The sequence below is a fragment of the Nostoc sp. XA010 genome (assembly GCF_020829625.1).
Taxonomy (GTDB): domain Bacteria; phylum Cyanobacteriota; class Cyanobacteriia; order Cyanobacteriales; family Nostocaceae; genus Nostoc.
In genome coordinates, this window is the sequence record NZ_JAIVFX010000043.1 from 19023 (window position 1) to 35859 (window position 16837).

Below are 16837 nucleotides of genomic sequence, written 5' to 3' on the forward strand. Positions count from 1 at the left end.
TCATTGCCTACCCCGAATTATTGAGGGGATACGATTCAAGCTTACATCAGCCCAACTAATAACAGAGTAGTAAGTGTCTGAAACTCATCTTTACAAGACAGATTAGAACGTCCTTCTGTTTGAATAACTATGGAGTTCAGCATCCTATAATTGTCCACGTTCCCACCATGCTCGTTCAGAATTTTAGTTCCTATGAATGCCCAGTCCCCAATCTTCTCTTTAGTTTCCCCACACCTCGGACTGAGAATATTTAGTGGTTTTTCATATAAACTTGAAGAATGGTATGAACTATAGGTTGCCTGATCAATAATCGATAACTTTTCTTCAATAGTTGCAGCATGGGCCACACTATTTAAACTATTGTAATTCGTAGGTATTACAAAAAACAACGTAAATACTATCACAAATAAAGCTACAAGATTCCGTACTCTAAATTTCATATTTTCAAAAACTTTGACACTATTCACAAAATTCCCAAGGTAGAAGTAAGTAGCTCTTTATTGAAATAATTCTTCATTGACTTGAGCATTATTTTTCTGAATCACCTTCAGCAGTACTCCCGACCTGTGCATCTGTGTCAAGCAAGTGAGGTAGAAGCTGTAGTCTACAGTTGATATCACGCATTGATAGCAACGATTTATCAACCAGGGGTATAGAAGCAAGGATAGACAATTAAGCAAGCTGCTCACCTCATTATATAAGCCAGCTTTATCAATCGCTCTCTGTAGAGAATTTTTCGGGGCTGAAATGATAAGCGTGGCTTAATTGAAGTAAAAAAGCGTAGGGGGTTCACGAAGTAGCAGGTGTTTGGGAGAATGAATACTGTCGGATTTCCGCCTATTTATCGGACAGTGAGAGAATGAACCCAAAGTTTCGGCGCTTGAATAATGATGAATATCGGAGCCGGGAGTATCTGACTTGGGAGGAAATGAAAATATTGATTAAGGCGGCGGGGGAGCGGGGTCGGCATAGGGTTAGAGATCCGGCATTGCTACTGCTGTCATTTCGGCATGGGCTGCGACCGGGGGAGGCAGCGACGATGAAATGGGATGCAGTCATGTTAGAGCGAAAGGTGATCTATATCAAGCGGCTCAAGGGGAGTCAAAGTGGGAATCACCCGATGCAACCGGATGAAGTGGATTTGTTGACCCAGCTAAAGCAGATTTATTCCAATAGTTATTTTGTTTTCCCAAATGAGAGGGGGAAGTCACTGTCGGTGGATGGGATTGAGAAAATTGTGAAACGTGCCGCCGAAAAAGCCGGATTGCAGATTAAGGTGCATCCGCACATGTTTAGGCACAGTTGCGGTTATTTTTTGGCAGAACAGAATCGTTCAACTAGGGATATTCAGAGTTACTTGGGGCATAAACAGATTCAAAATACTGTTCGCTATACGGCGGAGAACCCCAGGCGGTTTGAGCATTTTGATTGGCAGTGGGAGCAGCCTTTTTGAATGGGTTTTTATCCACTAATATTATTGGCAGGTAGGGTATTAGAGTTGAGAGTAAACTATTCAATTACTCGGAACCAACAACATTCGCGCCTCAATCTCTTCCCAGGTTTTGGGGGACACTCGCACTGCTGCTTGTTTGCACTGGATGAGCAGGTTATTAGCGTAGAGATAATTGTAAAGTGGATGATATCAGCTATTGTCTCTCAATTGCAATTAATTTGGATTGAAATGGATCTATCATGCCCCGTCAACCTCGCTCCTTCAAAAAGGACACCAATATCGGTGTCCCTTTGATGTTCATCAATGATGCGTAAATTAAGCTACGGATTGAGCTTTGCAAATATAACGTACTTCTTCAAGACGATTTAGCCAAGCTTCTTGATAAGGTTGAATTTGGTTTGCATCAAAAAAATACTCGTCTACCGTACCATCTTTGATGCAAAAAATTAAACCTGCAACTTCAACTGGGTATAACTCATCATTGAGCAAAAGATACGCTGCAATTTGACGAATTTTATCTTCTATCCAATGCAGATTTGTTTTGGGATTTAAAGCAGCCTTAGTATCAATTAAAGTGCTTTCCCAGTTACGATAAGCACCAATACGATCAATAACTCCGAATACGCCAAGTTGAAAGTTTACAATTATTCCTTGGTTTAAGTACACTGGCTTCTTTAAGTGTGGTAGGATTTGCTGAATTCCCTGCCAATAGTCATGATAACGAAAGCTAATTGGAGCTATAGGCTGTCCTAAATCGTGCTTAATTACAATTTCATCGATTAATTTCCCAACACTGCATACCTCGCTGACTAAACGTCTACTTTCTGATTCCCCACCAACTTTTTTCACCCATTTCAGCAAGTGAGTATTGTCTTTTGGGTAAACGCTTTCATATATTGCATCGATGCTACCGTAACTAAAGAATGTCAAATTAGTTAAATCTGCATTGTTAATAGCCTTATAGCACGCTGGTTTCGAGTTGGGGACTTTAACGAGAATCGGCAAATCCTGAGAACTGTCAATAGGGATAAGACGATTGTAATCACTGCTGAACCTGTATTCAGCAGAGGAGGGAGTTTGGCAGTTTGCCATGTTAAGATCATCCTATGTAAAATATTTAGACTTTGGCGCTTTAAGTGCGCCTTTTATTATCAAACCATCTTTTATAAGTATCGTCAAGAATACGCTTTAAGATTTTTCTCTTCTGAGTCAGCAGGATTATATTGTAGTGATGCCTGAAAGATAAATAGCGCTGGGTTGATGTCTAGAAGTATTGGTAATCACAGAGTAGAACGTATTAAACTCAGTATCTCTTAAAGTAGTGTGTTATTAAATAAGCCTAGCTATTTTCTTTATACAATTGATAACCTTTACTCTGTAGAAGACATGAGGGTAGCGTAAGTCAGTAAATTATGTAATTTTTTACACAGACTATAAACGTATACAAAGTTTCTAGGTTAAATAATCAATGCCAGCTTCCTTCTTCTCAAAGAAGTATTTACAAGAATACATTATAGTGTGTTATTGTTTCATAGAAGTATTGCCAAGAATACAAATCAGGTATATCATTTATTTATGAATGTTCCGACTGTACCACTGCACAAGTTACTGCATAATTCATTTCAAGGAATTTTGCTTAATCGCTACCAGGATCATCAGGGAGAGCTATACTCCATTATTAATGTTCGGAACCTAGAGTACATAGATGTTAGTGGTGAACTTAGTAGAGTTCCAATCAAAGTCTTTAACTTACAACATCAGGTTATTTGTGGTGATGTTATTGTCTCTTTAAGAGGCACATCTCTTAAAGGTTCGGTAGTTCCTTCAAAGATACAGGGCAGCCTAGCTGGGCAGAATTTAGCTGTTTTACGTGTAAATCCTGAATTAATCGAGCCAGGCTATTTAGCTGTTGTGATGCGCTCGCAGTGGTTACAAAAAAAGATAGCACCATTGTATATGCAATCTACAGGAACACAATCACTGTCCTTGTCTCAAATACGAAAATTAGACATTCCTTTACCTAGTTTAGTGACACAACAACAAATTATTGAACTCTTTTGTGCTACAGAAAAGGTAACGCAAATTGCTCAAGAGATGATTGTTGCAAGACAGCAACTAGCAGAATCAGCTTTTATAAATGTAATAGAAGGAAAATTATGATTACTCAAAAATATTTGGAGTCTAAACTCCGGTATGCTACTGCTATCCTACACAATACTATTGCTCCTAGTGACTGTATAAATTACATTTCCAGCTTTTTATTTCTCAAGCGCTTGTCAGACGTATTTGAGGAGGAAGCTGAAAACATTGAGGCGGAAACAGGTGATTACGAGTTGGCTTGGAATGAGCCAGATGAACACACTTTTTTTGTGCCTAAAGAAGCCAGATGGGGAAATTTGCAGTTGTTTACGGAAAACATTGGAGCGCAACTCAATGAAGTAGTTAGAACAATTGAATATCATAACCGTAAGTTACAAGGAATACTGTCGAATATTGACTTTAACGACGAGAGAAAAATGGGTAGCCGCATACAACAAGACAATATTCTTAGTAACTTAATTATACATTTTTCCGATTTGAACTTACGTAATAGTAATTTATCGGAACCTGATGTATTAGGACAAGTTTATAAATTTCTACTCAAGATGTTTGCAGAAAAAACTGGCAAGAAAGGAGGTGAATTTTACACACCGCATAAAATAGTAGAATTAATAGTACAGTTGCTAAATCCACAAGAAGGAATGCGAATTTGCGATCCTACGTGTGGAACCGGGAGTATGTTAATTGAATGCGCTAAAAATATTAGATCACAAGGAGGTAACTCGCGCAATATTTCGCTTTATGGGCAAGAAATAAATCTGGCAACCTGGAATATTGCTCAGATAAATATGTTCTTACATAACATTTTTGATTTCGATATCCGTAAGGGAGATGTAATTCGTCAACCCGCGTTATTGGAAAATGATAATTTGATGCTATTTGACCTTGTAGTTGCTCATCCTCCATTAGGTCTTAGAAACTGGGGCTACGAAGAGGTGCAATATGATAGTTATCATCGTTTTGAGTATGGCATTCCTCCACAAAGCCAAAGTGATTTTGCTTTTATTGAGCATATAATAGCCACATTAAAGAAAACTGGACGAGCTGGATTATTGGTGTCGCAAGGAGTTCTCTTTCGAGGTGGAAATGAGAAAAAAATTCGTAAAGCATTAGTTCACGAAGACTTGATTGAGACGGTAATTGGTCTGCCACCTAACTTGTTATATAGCTCTCGCATTCCTGTAATAATTTTAATTTTTAACCGTCATAAGCATAAAGACATTAAAGGCAAACTCCTGTTTATTGATGCCAGTTGCGAATACCAGCAAGGAAAACCAATTAATCAGTTGCGAGATAAAGATATTGCTCATATAGTTAATGTATATAAAAATTTTATAAATGAGGATAAATATGCTACTGTGGTGTCAATAGAAGATGTCATAACTAATGACTATAATCTCAATTTTAGCCGTTATGTAAATACAAGTGAGCCTGAGAAACTAATTGATGTTGAGGCTGAGATGAGAAATGTGCAAGAGCTAGAGAATAAGCGGGCTGAAGCAGAAAAGGCAATGGATTATTTGTTGAAAAAATTAGGTTTTTAATTTTAAATCGTTGAATTTGCAAATGATGTCATCTAGATATAGTTAATATTAAAAACTTAGACAACACTTACACCAAAAAAGTTAAGAAAACAGCTTCAGGCAATGTAGATTAGTGAAAGTTTGATAGATTATTAATTTTAATCAAGAGACAGCATGAAAAAAGAAAATTCTATAGAAGAGCAAATTATTGAATTTCTAAAAGTTTTAGGTTATCGTTATTTAGAAACTTCTACTGTAGAATCATTACGAGTAACTCAGCATAGTTGCATTCTCATAAAACTTCTACAAAAATCTTTACTGCGTTTGAACCCTTGGCTTTCTGATGACAGCCTCAACCAAGCCATTAGTGCCATCACTAGAATTAACGCTACCAATCTAATAGAAGCGAATGAACTGATTTATTACACTATTACTCATGGCACAACAGTTTTACAGAAATTAAATAGTGGCACAGTTAATCAAAGCATTAAATACATTGATTTTGATAATCCAAATAATAACGATTATGTTGTCACTCGGCAATTTAAAATTCAGGTAGCCCAGGAATATTTTATTCTTGACATTGTAGTTTTTATTAATGGTTTACCCCTTGCTATTTTTGAATGTAAAAGCCCTTCTATTAATAATTCTATTACTGAATGTGTGGAGCAACTTTTAAGGTATCAAAAAATAGAAGAAAAAGGGCAAGTAGGAAGTATATCTTCTGTTTTTAGTATTGCACAGATATTAATTGCTAGTTGCTCTGAACAAGCTGTCTTTGGCTCAATAAGTAACCCTAGCTATCGCTACGCTACTTTTCCTGTACCATATCCAATGACTTCGGCTCGCTTCACTCGGTTTCTAAATCGTCAGCCAAATGCCCAAGATATCTTAATTTATAGCTTATTAGAACCGAGCAACTTATTAGAATATATTCGTAATTTTATTGTTTTTGAAGTAAATACAGGACATAAGCTTAAAATACTTGCTCGTTACCACCAGCGTATTGCTGTAGATCAAGCTGTTCAGCGTATTCTATCGAACAATACTCCTACTGAGCGTGGAGGTATTATTTGTCATTCTCAAGGATCTGGTAAAACCTTAACAATTGCTTTGCTTGTCCAAAAATTGCGTCAGGAATCTCTAAAACTAAATAATCCCACTATAGTTATAGTTACTGACCGTATCGACCTTGATAATCAGATTGCAGATTTTTTCAGAAGAGTAAACTTATCCAATTTCCGAAGAGCTGAGAGCATTCAGCATCTAGGTGAATTGTTAAATAAAGGTCAGGGTATTACTATACTTACCACTTTACAAAAGTTTTATGACGGTGGACGTATCAGCAAAAGTATTAATCCTAGCTCAAATGTAATTGTTATTGTTGATGAAGCTCATCGTAATCAATATGGTGCAATGGCAGCCAGTATGCGAGAAGCATTACCTCAAGCAATTTTTATTGCCTTTACTGGCACACCTATAGATATAAGAGATCGCAGCACTTTGCTATTATTTGGGAATTATATACATAAATATAGTATTCAAGAATCAGTGCAAGATAAAGTTACTGTTCCTATTTTTTACGAGCATAGAAATACAGAACAATTTGGTTTTCGTGAATATGATTTTAGAGAAGAGGAATTAGTTCAGCATAAAAGTATTACGTTAGAAAGCATTGCTACTGGAATTGAAAGAATTTCTAAAATCGCTTTAGACTTAGTACAACATTTTGAACAGACAATTAGACCAAATGGCTTTAAAGGGCAGATTGTCACTTATAATCGTTTAGCTGCTGTACGTTACAAAGCAGAGCTTGACAAACTGAATGCGCCTGAATCAGCAGTTATATTTACTTCATCTAGGAATGATAATGAGGAAATAGCTGCCTACTATACCACCTCAGCAGAACGTAAAAAATTAATTACTCGCTTTCAAAATCCTGAAGATCCCCTTAGACTTTTGATTGTTGTTGATATGCTGTTAGCTGGATTTGATGCACCTATTGAACAAGTTATTTATTTAGACGCTCCACTTAAAGGGCATACTTTACTGCAAGCAATTGCTCGTGTTAACCGCCCTTACCCAGGTAAAAATTCAGGATTAATTGTTGATTATTGGGGAGTGTATCAACACCTTCATGATGCACTAATAATGTTTGACACACAAGAACTGAACGAAATGATTCAAGAAAAAGATAGCGAGTTATCCATTTTAAAAGTTCATCACCGCTCAGTTATGCGTTTATTTGATAACATCTCTCTTGATGACTATGATGTATTATTGCAAGTAATTCAGGCAGAAGATGAGCGAGCAAAATTTGACCAAGCTTTTAAAGCCTTCGCTCAAAGTTTGGATTTAATGTATCCTGACTCTAGTGTTTTACCTTTTGTAGATGATTTTAAACAGTTAGGAAAGATTCGTGAACTTGCTCGCAGTCATTTTCAGGACTATAGTTTGGATTGGAATGATATACCCTTTAAAGTGCGCTGCTTGATAGAAGATGTTAAACCGATTATCGCACCCATATCTATCTTTTCTGCGGAGTTTAACAAAGAATTAGAGTGTCTGCGCTCTGATGAGGTCAAAATTAGCAAAATTGCTCACGCAATCAATTACTTCATTCAGATCCATGCCTCAGAAAATCCAGTTTTTTATAATTCTATCAAAGAACGCTTAGAGAAAATTCTCCAGGATTCGCAGCAAAATAGCTTATTTTACAGCGAGCAATTACGTCAGATCATAGATTTAAAGGAAGAGTTATATAGTGGTATTAGCAATGCTAGCAAGCAATTGGGTTTATATGAAACTACTTATGCTTTTTATCTATTACTAGAACAAAATGGGATAGAACAAGCGCTCACTATTGATGTAGCCAAAGAAATTGAATCAACTTTACAAAGTTTGATTGTTGTAGATTGGGTAAACAAAGAAGATGTACAACGTGAAATGCGTAAGCATTTGCGTCGATTACTGATAGGTCAAGGGATAAAGCGAGACGCAATAGAGCCTCTAATTTATCAATTAATGGAAGCGGCGCGAGCAAATCTAATATGAAAATTTATAATTCGATACAGGCTTTCCCATATAAATTTTTCCCATCTACAATTGAGCCGGGTATCTTGATGGCTACCCTTCTTGTCCTCACGCCGCCGAATCCTTGTACAATAACTCTGCCTGTTGCAAGCACCGTCGCCGTCGTTTTCTCCTGCTTGTCATTGCTGCGGATGGTTTGAAGAAGGAATCCAATAACCTACATAAGCACCAACAACAACCTTGGCTAAATCCAAGAAAGTATTACGACTAGCTTTATCTATAAAAGCCAGTCCAAGTAATCCAAAAACAAATGAGATTACCACTACAGAGAGGAGCCAATCTCTAGATTTACGATTCTTAAAAGACAGCAACCTGCTTATAAACGGCAGTATACAGATTATGGGGTGGCTTAGATTGGTAAAATAAATTAATTGCAAATAATAGGGTGAAAGTATGACACTAGCTGAATTATTACCTGCTGTCCGGCAGCTTTCTCAAGTTGAGAAACTGAAGCTAATTCGCATTTTGGCAGAAGATTTAGATACCAGCGAGGATATTACACCGCTACAGCCGTTTAAGACCTATGATTTACCAACACCTTATGATACTTTTGGGGCTGGTGCAATCTTGATGGAAGCAATACAGCCTGTAGAACCTTCCTAATTTTATGCGATTTCGATATTCAACTACCAATCCATCTCAAAATGAGTTTGAAAATTGGTAAATCATGGCTCACGTCAGATTCAGGGGGTCTTTGAAAAAACCAGCAGCCTCGGATTCCATCTCGCTTGTACTTGGCTTGTCTATCCTGCGTAACTTCTTTTGTTTGAGGACTCCACTGTACTTCAAAGGCAATCTGGATTAAACCTTGTTTACCCGGCTTAGTGGCTAAAACATCAGCACGCCAATCGGAACCAGCAACTTCTGTTTTTGCATCGTATCCTAAACGTTGGCATACGCGAAGAATTTCAGTTTTAGCTAAAAGATGCTGCCAAGTTTCTGGTTTCCAATCACAACCCGTTTTGTGTTTGTGGACAAAATGCTTAGTGCTTTGCTTAGAAGTGCGTAGATATCCATCTGCCCCGCAGCAGGGTAAACAGACCTGTTTATTACGCTGAAGTTTCAAAGCTTCCCAGTCACCATCTGATATTAAAGGTGCTAGCACTTCTTGTTCATCAATGAAAGCTCTAAGCGGCATTTTTTAACTAGTCCGATCTGTAAATTTTGTCAGGATACATATTTTCAAAATAGGCAATAGCAGCTTCTCCAAATGCTTTAACTGCACCAGCCCCAATCGCTGGTTGAACAACTTGCCCGATACCGGGAATAAATCCTGCTATAGTACCGCCCATTCTGAAAAGTAACTGCCCTCCACCCATCGCTATAATCGCACCAGCAACTGCTCCTGCACCACCGGCGGGGATTAAATCAACATTATAAACTTGGGCAATCCGAGTTACTACAGATGCCTGTACAGCAATTAAACCAGCATTAAAGGTGAACGCACCAATAACAGGAACACCACCAGCAACTCCTACTGCGGCTCCACCACCCATCATTAACCAAAGTTCGTCTCTGGCTTGGTCACGACAATATTTAGGCATAAAATTACGTTGAAATTGGAGCAGTGATAGGAGTTACAGATAATCCCTATAGTTAAAATGCCCAATTAAACCGATAAAATTAATCTACTCTTTAAGCTGAACCAGTACCAGAAAGCGCGATCGCTATCAAAGCTCATACAGCCCAATCTTTGAACAGTAACTCTGCCTGTTGCAGCGCTGTCACCGTCGCCTTCTCCTGCTTCTCTGGTGGATAACCATTAATGGCGAGGTGCGATTGCAGTTCCCCACAACTAAAGTACTCTATAAGATATGCGTCACCTCAAAACAACTCATTCAACAGGAGAAATACTATTTTTGGCAATAGGATGAAGGCGGTTTGTTAAAGCTTCTAACTCGCCGCCAGCAAGCAGCAATTCAATAACTTCACGGCCATGCAGAATAAATCTGTCAACTTGCTCTTCAAACGTTATAGTACCTCGTAAGACCTCTGCTAAAGGTTTTCTTAAATGAAGAGGATGCCAAGGATTTGATCTCGCTACGTCAAATCTGTGATCGTGAAAATCCCATGCCCTTGAATTCTCTTTTAATCTTGAGCGCAATTTAGTATATTCATCAGAATGAAAAAATTCGCCTTCAAATGACTTCCATTTCCTTATATCAAAACCTAAAATTAAACAAAAATCTGGCCCGAGATGTAAATTTGAAGGTTGCACTTTAAAATCGGAGCCATCTAGAAGAGTACCAACGAATATACTCGGAAAGGAAACATCTAAAATTTCTAGCCCTAATCGCCCAAACTGATGTTGATATTTCGCTGGCATAGAGTGAATAGGTGCATCTTTGTTAAATCCAATTCTTTCTAATACCCAACGCCAATCTACTTCAGCAGCACGTAAGGTTATGTTCTTCAGGTTAGACTGTAGTGATTTAGCAGGGAAATAAGAAACTATACTTTCATAAGAAACTGGTGCTGCTGGGCCTAAATTTTCCTCAGCAAGCATATCTATAAAATCACGAACCAGACTATCATCTGATTTTGTTTCTAACCAATGCTTCAAAAATTTATATATATCACTCCAAGTCAGAGCTAAGTCAGGATTTTGTTGATGTTGTCGAGTTAATCCAGTAATAAGAATTAATTTATATCGTCCTTGTGACCACTTTAAGTTTGCATAGTTACGATATCTATCTAGTTGCCCTGGACTGAGATTTGACCATACCTTGTGTTCAAATATCAGGGCAAATTGTCCCCAATCTGCCAACATATCTATTTGTCCACCAGGGAAGGTATATTGTGTTTTCCACTCTGGTAGTATATGAGTTAAAGGAAGAGGTTCTGGTAATTTTAAACTGAGATAATCTACAAATTCACGGGCAAGCATCTCTTTATTTCTCAGCAGCCAAGCAAAACCTTCAGTCAGAAAATTCTCAATTGGATCAAGCTCTTGGCTTTTGGGATATTTACGTAGTGCGCTAAACAAGCTATCTGACAAGCCTCTATTCTCCATAGTTTTAAAAGCCTTCAACATAGCATATAGATAAAGGTAGTGTCATGAATGCGATCGCGCTACACTCAACAATTAGCGATCGCCTTGATTAGTAAGTTGCCCCGTCAGCGTCGTGAAATTGATTAGTGCGGTATCCCTTGCTACCAGTCTCACCGAAGGTATCCTTGCTGCCTAAGCGTGGTGAAGTGACAGTGGTTACTATCCCGTTCACGAGATTAGAGACTTAATATAATAAAAGGCTCACATCAAGCTTCTCAATAATCACTGTGACTTACGAATTTGTCTGGTCAAAATCTTTTTCATCTGTAACTAAGGCTTCCAGCCTTTTCAAGAGTGTCTGCACTTGTTTCCATTTTTTGGGATTCTCCCAAATTTTTGATTGAGTGATCTGACGGGTAATAGTTTTAATTACGGCTTGCGGCGACTCAGGATCTAGTGAAGGTTGCAGTATTTTAACTCGCTCTCGAATTTCACTAAGAGACAAATCGGCTGCAATAGCTTCTTTTAACAATAATTGTCTCTGTTCTTTATCTTTGACTCTGGCAATCAGTTGAGCTTTGGTGTAAGCAATTTTACCGGAACGGAGTGCTGATAAAATATCTGCTGGCAACTTCAGCAATGGCAAGCGGCTGGAAACAAAAGATTCCCAACTTAGCTTACCTAATTCCTCGAAAACCGCCATTATTGCTTGACCTTGTTCATTGCCCAAAACGTTTTGGGCAACTTTTCCTTTAGCTTCGTGTTGCATTCGGTAAAGTAGGTTAGGAACCTCTCCTACTGGCATATTCAACTGAATAGACAGGAGTTGCAGTATTCCTTCTGTCTCCTCTACAGGGTTAAGGTCTTCTCGGAGCAGGTTTTCTACAAGCGCCAGTTGCAGTGCTTGATCCGGAGTAAGTTCACGAATGGTAACAGGAACTTCCTTGAGTTTAGCCGCTATAGCTGCTCGATAGCGTCTTTCTCCGGCAACCAACTCATACTGATTTTCTAGATCGGGGAGGGGGCGGACAAGCAGGTTTTCCAAAATCCCGTGAGTTTTGATGGATTGAACTAGCTGCTTATGCTTAACGGGATCGAAGTAGCGGCGGGGTTGCTTTTTAGGCAGAGAAATAGAATCGATGGGCAATAGTAGTGGGTCTGTTGATGGCTGCTCATCTCCCATCAATACGCTGATATCGGCTTTAGCTTTGTAAGGTTGTTCTGTTTTACGGGGTCGAACCATTATAATTGCTCCATTTTTTTTGCTAGTTGCTCTAGCACTTTAAGAACTGGATGCTTAGGGTCGTAGAGAGCTAAGGGAAGTTGTTGTTCTGAAGCATCTACAAAAGCTGTTGCTCTAGGAATTGGGTCGTAAACTGGGGCGACGGGAGAGAATTGCTCAGAGATGGCTTTAAAAGTGCGTTGGTCTTGGGAGTTGGATGCGGCGTAGCGAGAAGGCACAAACCCGGCGATTTTTAAGTTACGGTTTCCTCTTTTTTTAACTTTACCTATGGTTTGCAGCAGTAGATTAGTTCCTTGAAAAGCTTTGTAGTGGGTTTCAATGGGTATGAGCAAGTGAGTGGCAGCAACAAGGCTGCTATAGCTTAATAGCCCCAGACTGGGTGGGCAGTCAATGAGGATGAAGTCATAGTTGCCACGAATTGGGTCAATCGTTTCTTTTAACCGGACTTCACGAAAGTCCATGTTGACCAGTTGAATTTCTGCAAAGCTAAGGTTGATATTAGTGGGAGCAATATCCATCCCATGTTGGTTTTTCAGGATGAATAGTGGTTCCTCATTGATGAGTGCGTCAAAAGGAGTTTTTTCTAAGCTTTCTGTCTCAATGCCCATAAAGCAAGTTAAGGAAGCCTGGGGATCGAGGTCAATGAGAAGAACTTTGTAACCATGTAATTGCAGTTGATAGCCGAGGTTCATAGTTAGGGTCGTTTTGCCAACCCCACCGGCTTGATTAAATAGTGCGATTACCCGGCTCATGTATTTACTGGTATTCTGCATCTAGTTTGATTGACAGCATAACCTAAACAGATGCAGTTTTATCAGTAATACTGTTTGATGTAACCATAAGCTTTTTCAAAAAGCTCTTTATCCTGGTGAAGGGCGTATTTAAACAGGGTTTTCCGCAGCGCCTGCCGTACTTCTCGTTCACCAGCACTGGTTTTCTGCCAACCAGGGAAGCGTAGTACTCGTACTATTTCGTCAATATCATTAACAATTCGCTCCACCATTTTGGGTGTTTGCTCATTACGAACTTCCAAAAATAACTCAGTCAAAGCTGCCTTACCCCGGCCTTCGTCTTCCTGGGGTGGTATCTCTTTTTCTGTTTGCACCAAGTCATGGGCTAAATCAAGCAAATCCTTGAGGAAAGCTACACTATGAATCTGTCCTTGCTCATGGCGCTCTTTCAGGGCTTCTAGACGCTCTGATAAAGCACGGAAGCGAGGATTGCTGATATGGTTGCGAAGCCGACGAGCAATTTGAATCTCAATTTCCTTGCCTTTCTTCCTGGGGTCTGGGGAATTTAGCACCACTTCTAATAATTCGGCATCAAGTACAATTTCTTCCAAGTCATCACGCACCGCTTCTACACGGACGTTTTGGTGGATTAGCTCAATGGTTTTAGCTCCGAGTGCGTGCCAGAGCAATTTACCCATGCCAGTTGTCGGTTGAACGGAAATATAAACCTGGGACAGCCATTTGTAATCGGTTTCGTAGTTGATAAGCATGGGGTCTGGTGATAATGCTTCCCACAAATTAGCCAGATAGCTGTAATCAGCAGCGAAGTTATCACGTACATTGTTGTTGGGTAAACAATCCTGAGCCGCAATCAAACCTTCATAACCACTTAAGGTACGGTCTACTCCTGGGAAATAGGCTAGACATTTTTGCACTGCACCAGGGAATTCGTTCTTTAAGGCAGTAATCCCAGAAACAACCTGCTGGAAGCCTTGCTCGTCAAAATCCAAAGCTTGGGCAACATCATCAAATACGCCCAGATAATCCACTACCAAACCGTGTGTTTTTTTATTGCCGTAGGTGCGGTTAGTGCGGCAGATGGCTTGGAGTAGAGTGTGTGCTTTGAGGGGCTTGTCCAAATACATCGCCTGGAGGATAGGCGCATCGAATCCTGTCAGTAACTTGGCGGTGACAACCAGAATTTTCAGTGGATCATTGGCATCACGGAACCGATCTAAAACTTTTTCTTCTTGGTCGCGGCTACGCTGATACGGCTTAAATCGCTCATCTTTACCTGTGGCGGAAATGACGATTTCACTGGTTTCTGGGGGCAGATGTTTGTCCAGTTCTGCTTTATATAGGAGGCAGCATTCTTGGTCATAGGTAACAACCATGCCTTTAAAGCCATTGGGGACAACTTTCTGTTGGTAATGTTGGGCAATGTCTGCACAAATTTTGGTAATCCGGTCTGGGACTTTCACCAGCACTGCCATTTTAGAAACGGCTTTGGCTAGGGTTTCTCTATCTAAATCTGATAACCCACCCGTTAATTCTGTATAAGCTTGGTCAATTGCATCTTTGTCAATATGCAGTTCTACCAAACGTGTCTCAAAATGTAGAGGGAGCGTAGCCCCGTCGCGGATAGATTCTTCAAAACCGTAGCGGCTCATATAACCGCGCTCATCTTCTTCTGCACCAAAGGCATAAAAGGTGTTGCGATCTCTTTGGTTAATTGGTGTACCTGTAAAGCCAAATAGAAAAGCATTTGGTAATGCTGCCCGCATTTTAATGCCAAGGCCGCCTTCTTGGGTACGGTGGGCTTCATCCACAAGCACAATGATATTCTCACGCTCGTTGAGAACTCCATCCGCTTCCCCAAACTTAAAAATAGTGGTGATGATAATTTTGCGTGTGTCCTGTCTCAGCAACCGTTCTAACTCTGTGCGAGTTTCTGCTTTAATTAGGTTGGGAATATCTGAGGCGTGAAAGGTGGCACTAATTTGGGCATCTAAATCAATGCGATCTACGACGATGATCACTGTCGGGTTACGCAGTTGCGATCGCAGTCGCATTTTTTGAGCCGCAAATACCATTAATAATGATTTACCTGAGCCTTGGAAATGCCAGATTAAGCCTTTCTTGGGTCTACCCGCCAGCACACGGTTAACAATCAGGTTAACAGCTTCGTATTGTTGATAGCGGCAGATGATTTTGATGCGACGCTTTTTCTTATCGGTAGCAAATAATGTGAAGTGATTGAGGATATCAAGAATAATGGCGGGATTAAGTAGAGAAGCAATGGTATGTTTGAGGGCGGCGAGGCTGGCGGGGGGTGCGTCATCATCCAGCCGCCAAGGGCCCCACAATTCTATAGGCATACGGATGGAACCGTAGCGTAATTCTTTGCCTTCTGTAGCTACACTGAAGACGTTACAGGCAAATAATTCTGGGACATTTTTTTCGTAATCATCATGCACCTGCAATGCGCCATCTACCCAGCTTACTGCTTTCCGCACGGGGGTTTTGGCTTCTATCAGGACAATGGGAAAGCCGTTAACTAGCAGGACTAAATCGGCACGGCGTTCTTCAGCCCCGGCGCGGTAGGTGTATTGGGTGGTGAGGATGTATTGATTATTTTCTAGGTTGTCAAAGTCGATAAGGCGGACGGTTGTGTGTTCGTGGTTGGGGCCAAAGGGCATGGTGCGATCTGCACGTAACCAGGCGGTAAATTCTTCGTTAGCGCGGATTAGTCCATCACTGCGGACTGACAGTACAATTGCTCGTAAGCGGTAGAGGACTTCTTCTGCTCGGTTAGGGTTAGCGGCGATTTCTGGGTTGAGGCGGATTAGGGCATCGCGGACAAAGGTTTCAACAAAGACTTCTTGCGGTTGGCGGGGGATATTTTGTGAGGGGAGGTAATGCCAGCCGACATAGTTGATTTTTCTGTTTGTGCGTGATAAGCCAGGTTGAGGTGGTGCGGTTTGAGTAATCTTACCGCAGAGAATATGATGGACAAAGGCTTCGACGGTGTTAGATTCGTTGAAATTAGACATTTATTATATCTCTTGAAAAACTCGTGTATAAAGATACTGTTTAATTTTTTCTGAATCTCTAACTCGTTTTCTGAGATAATAAGTACACTCCTTCATTTCTAATGACCTTTGTGCTATCTCTGATTGATCAGTGATACTAGGCAAAGGAATCTTCTCTTCTTTAATAATTCCCACATTAAGCTGTCTTTGAATAGAACCGACTGCAACTCCAACCAAACGTCTTACCGTGGAAGGAGCATTTATACAGGCTTCTAAAAATTCAGGTAATACTTTACTTTTGTCAGGTCTAAGGATAACAATACCAATTGAATTAACTCCATCTAACTCTTTTGGAACTACAGCCGCATAGTAAGGTTTTCCTGCAACGGTACTCACTCGTGGCAGAACCACATCACCAGCGTTCAGGTGAGTTTTCTGAAGTTTTCTGTGTTCAATAGGATCTATGTATACAACTTCAGAAATATCAATTTCCCCTTTCATAACATTGCTGTGTCTAATTCCAGGCACACCAGATTCTGCATAATATTTAGATGGATTTACTACGATTCCTACAGTTATTTCCTGACAAACATTTTTGATTTTTGTCAGATTGCCCACTGATGAGTAATTGATGAACATATCTTGAAGGAAGGAATCGTAGAGAATTTCT

14 protein-coding genes and 1 pseudogene are annotated in these 16837 nt (G+C 39.9%); 5 read left to right on the forward strand and 10 right to left on the reverse strand.

The genetic code is table 11. The annotated features are described in order from the left end of the window. Positions 1-41: 41 nt before the first annotated feature. Positions 42-467 (reverse strand): hypothetical protein, encoded by a 426-nt coding sequence (locus tag LC608_RS31625; protein WP_229557344.1) that lies wholly within the window; start codon positions 465-467, stop codon positions 42-44. Positions 468-859: 392 nt separating this feature from the next. Here LC608_RS31625 and LC608_RS31630 point away from each other — a divergent pair, with 392 nt between their 5' ends. Beyond that, positions 860-1453, forward strand: a complete 594-nt coding sequence (locus tag LC608_RS31630; protein ID WP_229557345.1) for a tyrosine-type recombinase/integrase — start codon at positions 860-862, stop codon at positions 1451-1453. 60 nt (positions 1454-1513) lie between these two features. Here the strand turns inward: LC608_RS31630 and LC608_RS37720 are convergent. Further along, a pseudogene (locus tag LC608_RS37720) lies at positions 1514-1621 on the reverse strand (hypothetical protein); the annotation flags it as partial. Positions 1622-1768: 147 nt separating this feature from the next. Continuing rightward, positions 1769-2545, reverse strand: coding sequence for a hypothetical protein (locus LC608_RS31635; protein ID WP_229557346.1), 777 nt, complete (start codon positions 2543-2545; stop codon positions 1769-1771). A gap of 483 nt (positions 2546-3028) precedes the next feature. Between LC608_RS31635 and LC608_RS31640 the strand changes: the two genes are divergently transcribed. The 4 genes from LC608_RS31640 to LC608_RS31655 all read left to right on the forward strand — a co-directional run bounded on the left by LC608_RS31640 (position 3029) and on the right by LC608_RS31655 (position 8772). Then, positions 3029-3613: a restriction endonuclease subunit S gene (locus LC608_RS31640; RefSeq protein ID WP_229557347.1), complete on the forward strand. Its 585-nt coding sequence runs from the start codon at positions 3029-3031 to the stop codon at positions 3611-3613. Further along, positions 3610-5097 carry a type I restriction-modification system subunit M gene (locus tag LC608_RS31645; protein WP_229557348.1) on the forward strand — a complete coding sequence of 496 codons (1488 nt, stop codon included), beginning with the start codon at positions 3610-3612 and terminating at the stop codon, positions 5095-5097. The genes LC608_RS31640 and LC608_RS31645 overlap by 4 nt, the downstream gene beginning before the upstream one ends. A 153-nt stretch (positions 5098-5250) precedes the next feature. Beyond that, positions 5251-8130 (forward strand): type I restriction endonuclease subunit R, encoded by a 2880-nt coding sequence (locus LC608_RS31650; RefSeq protein WP_229557349.1) that lies wholly within the window; start codon positions 5251-5253, stop codon positions 8128-8130. A gap of 432 nt (positions 8131-8562) precedes the next feature. Continuing rightward, entirely contained in the window at positions 8563-8772 is a 210-nt protein-coding gene (locus LC608_RS31655) for a hypothetical protein (RefSeq protein ID WP_229557350.1), read from the forward strand. A 19-nt stretch (positions 8773-8791) separates the two neighbouring features. Here LC608_RS31655 and LC608_RS31660 read toward each other — a convergent pair whose 3' ends face one another. The 7 genes from LC608_RS31660 to LC608_RS31690 form a co-directional block, all read right to left on the reverse strand. Then, positions 8792-9307 carry a competence protein CoiA gene (locus LC608_RS31660; protein WP_229557351.1) on the reverse strand — a complete coding sequence of 172 codons (516 nt, stop codon included), beginning with the start codon at positions 9305-9307 and terminating at the stop codon, positions 8792-8794. 7 nt (positions 9308-9314) lie between these two features. Beyond that, entirely contained in the window at positions 9315-9713 is a 399-nt protein-coding gene (locus LC608_RS31665) for a hypothetical protein (RefSeq protein ID WP_229557352.1), read from the reverse strand. Between the two features lie 290 nt (positions 9714-10003). Then, the gene (locus LC608_RS31670; protein ID WP_229557353.1) at positions 10004-11167 is read right to left on the reverse strand and encodes a PD-(D/E)XK nuclease family protein; all 1164 of its coding nucleotides are present in this window, start codon (positions 11165-11167) and stop codon (positions 10004-10006) included. Between the two features lie 286 nt (positions 11168-11453). Then, entirely contained in the window at positions 11454-12404 is a 951-nt protein-coding gene (locus tag LC608_RS31675) for a ParB/RepB/Spo0J family partition protein (protein WP_229557354.1), read from the reverse strand. Continuing rightward, positions 12404-13156 (reverse strand): ParA family protein, encoded by a 753-nt coding sequence (locus LC608_RS31680; RefSeq protein ID WP_229557355.1) that lies wholly within the window; start codon positions 13154-13156, stop codon positions 12404-12406. The genes LC608_RS31675 and LC608_RS31680 overlap by 1 nt, the downstream gene beginning before the upstream one ends. Positions 13157-13218: 62 nt before the next feature. Next, positions 13219-16188 (reverse strand): type I restriction endonuclease subunit R, encoded by a 2970-nt coding sequence (locus tag LC608_RS31685; protein WP_229557356.1) that lies wholly within the window; start codon positions 16186-16188, stop codon positions 13219-13221. Positions 16189-16191: 3 nt separating this feature from the next. Continuing rightward, positions 16192-16837 (reverse strand): hypothetical protein (locus LC608_RS31690; RefSeq protein WP_229557357.1); only part of this gene is annotated, 646 nt, incomplete at its 5' end.

What these genes read in the sequence shown, in the direction of transcription:
- LC608_RS31630 (WP_229557345.1), top strand. Translation starts at nt 860, where the DNA reads ATGAACCCAAAGTTTCGGCGCTTGAATAATGATGAATATCGGAGCCGG.
- LC608_RS31635 (WP_229557346.1), bottom strand. Translation starts at nt 2,545, where the DNA reads ATGGCAAACTGCCAAACTCCCTCCTCTGCTGAATACAGGTTCAGCAGT.
- LC608_RS31640 (WP_229557347.1), top strand. Translation starts at nt 3,029, where the DNA reads ATGAATGTTCCGACTGTACCACTGCACAAGTTACTGCATAATTCATTT.
- LC608_RS31645 (WP_229557348.1), top strand. Translation starts at nt 3,610, where the DNA reads ATGATTACTCAAAAATATTTGGAGTCTAAACTCCGGTATGCTACTGCT.
- LC608_RS31650 (WP_229557349.1), top strand. Translation starts at nt 5,251, where the DNA reads ATGAAAAAAGAAAATTCTATAGAAGAGCAAATTATTGAATTTCTAAAA.
- LC608_RS31655 (WP_229557350.1), top strand. Translation starts at nt 8,563, where the DNA reads ATGACACTAGCTGAATTATTACCTGCTGTCCGGCAGCTTTCTCAAGTT.
- LC608_RS31660 (WP_229557351.1), bottom strand. Translation starts at nt 9,307, where the DNA reads ATGCCGCTTAGAGCTTTCATTGATGAACAAGAAGTGCTAGCACCTTTA.
- LC608_RS31665 (WP_229557352.1), bottom strand. Translation starts at nt 9,713, where the DNA reads ATGCCTAAATATTGTCGTGACCAAGCCAGAGACGAACTTTGGTTAATG.
- LC608_RS31675 (WP_229557354.1), bottom strand. Translation starts at nt 12,404, where the DNA reads ATGGTTCGACCCCGTAAAACAGAACAACCTTACAAAGCTAAAGCCGAT.
- LC608_RS31680 (WP_229557355.1), bottom strand. Translation starts at nt 13,156, where the DNA reads ATGAGCCGGGTAATCGCACTATTTAATCAAGCCGGTGGGGTTGGCAAA.
- LC608_RS31685 (WP_229557356.1), bottom strand. Translation starts at nt 16,188, where the DNA reads ATGTCTAATTTCAACGAATCTAACACCGTCGAAGCCTTTGTCCATCAT.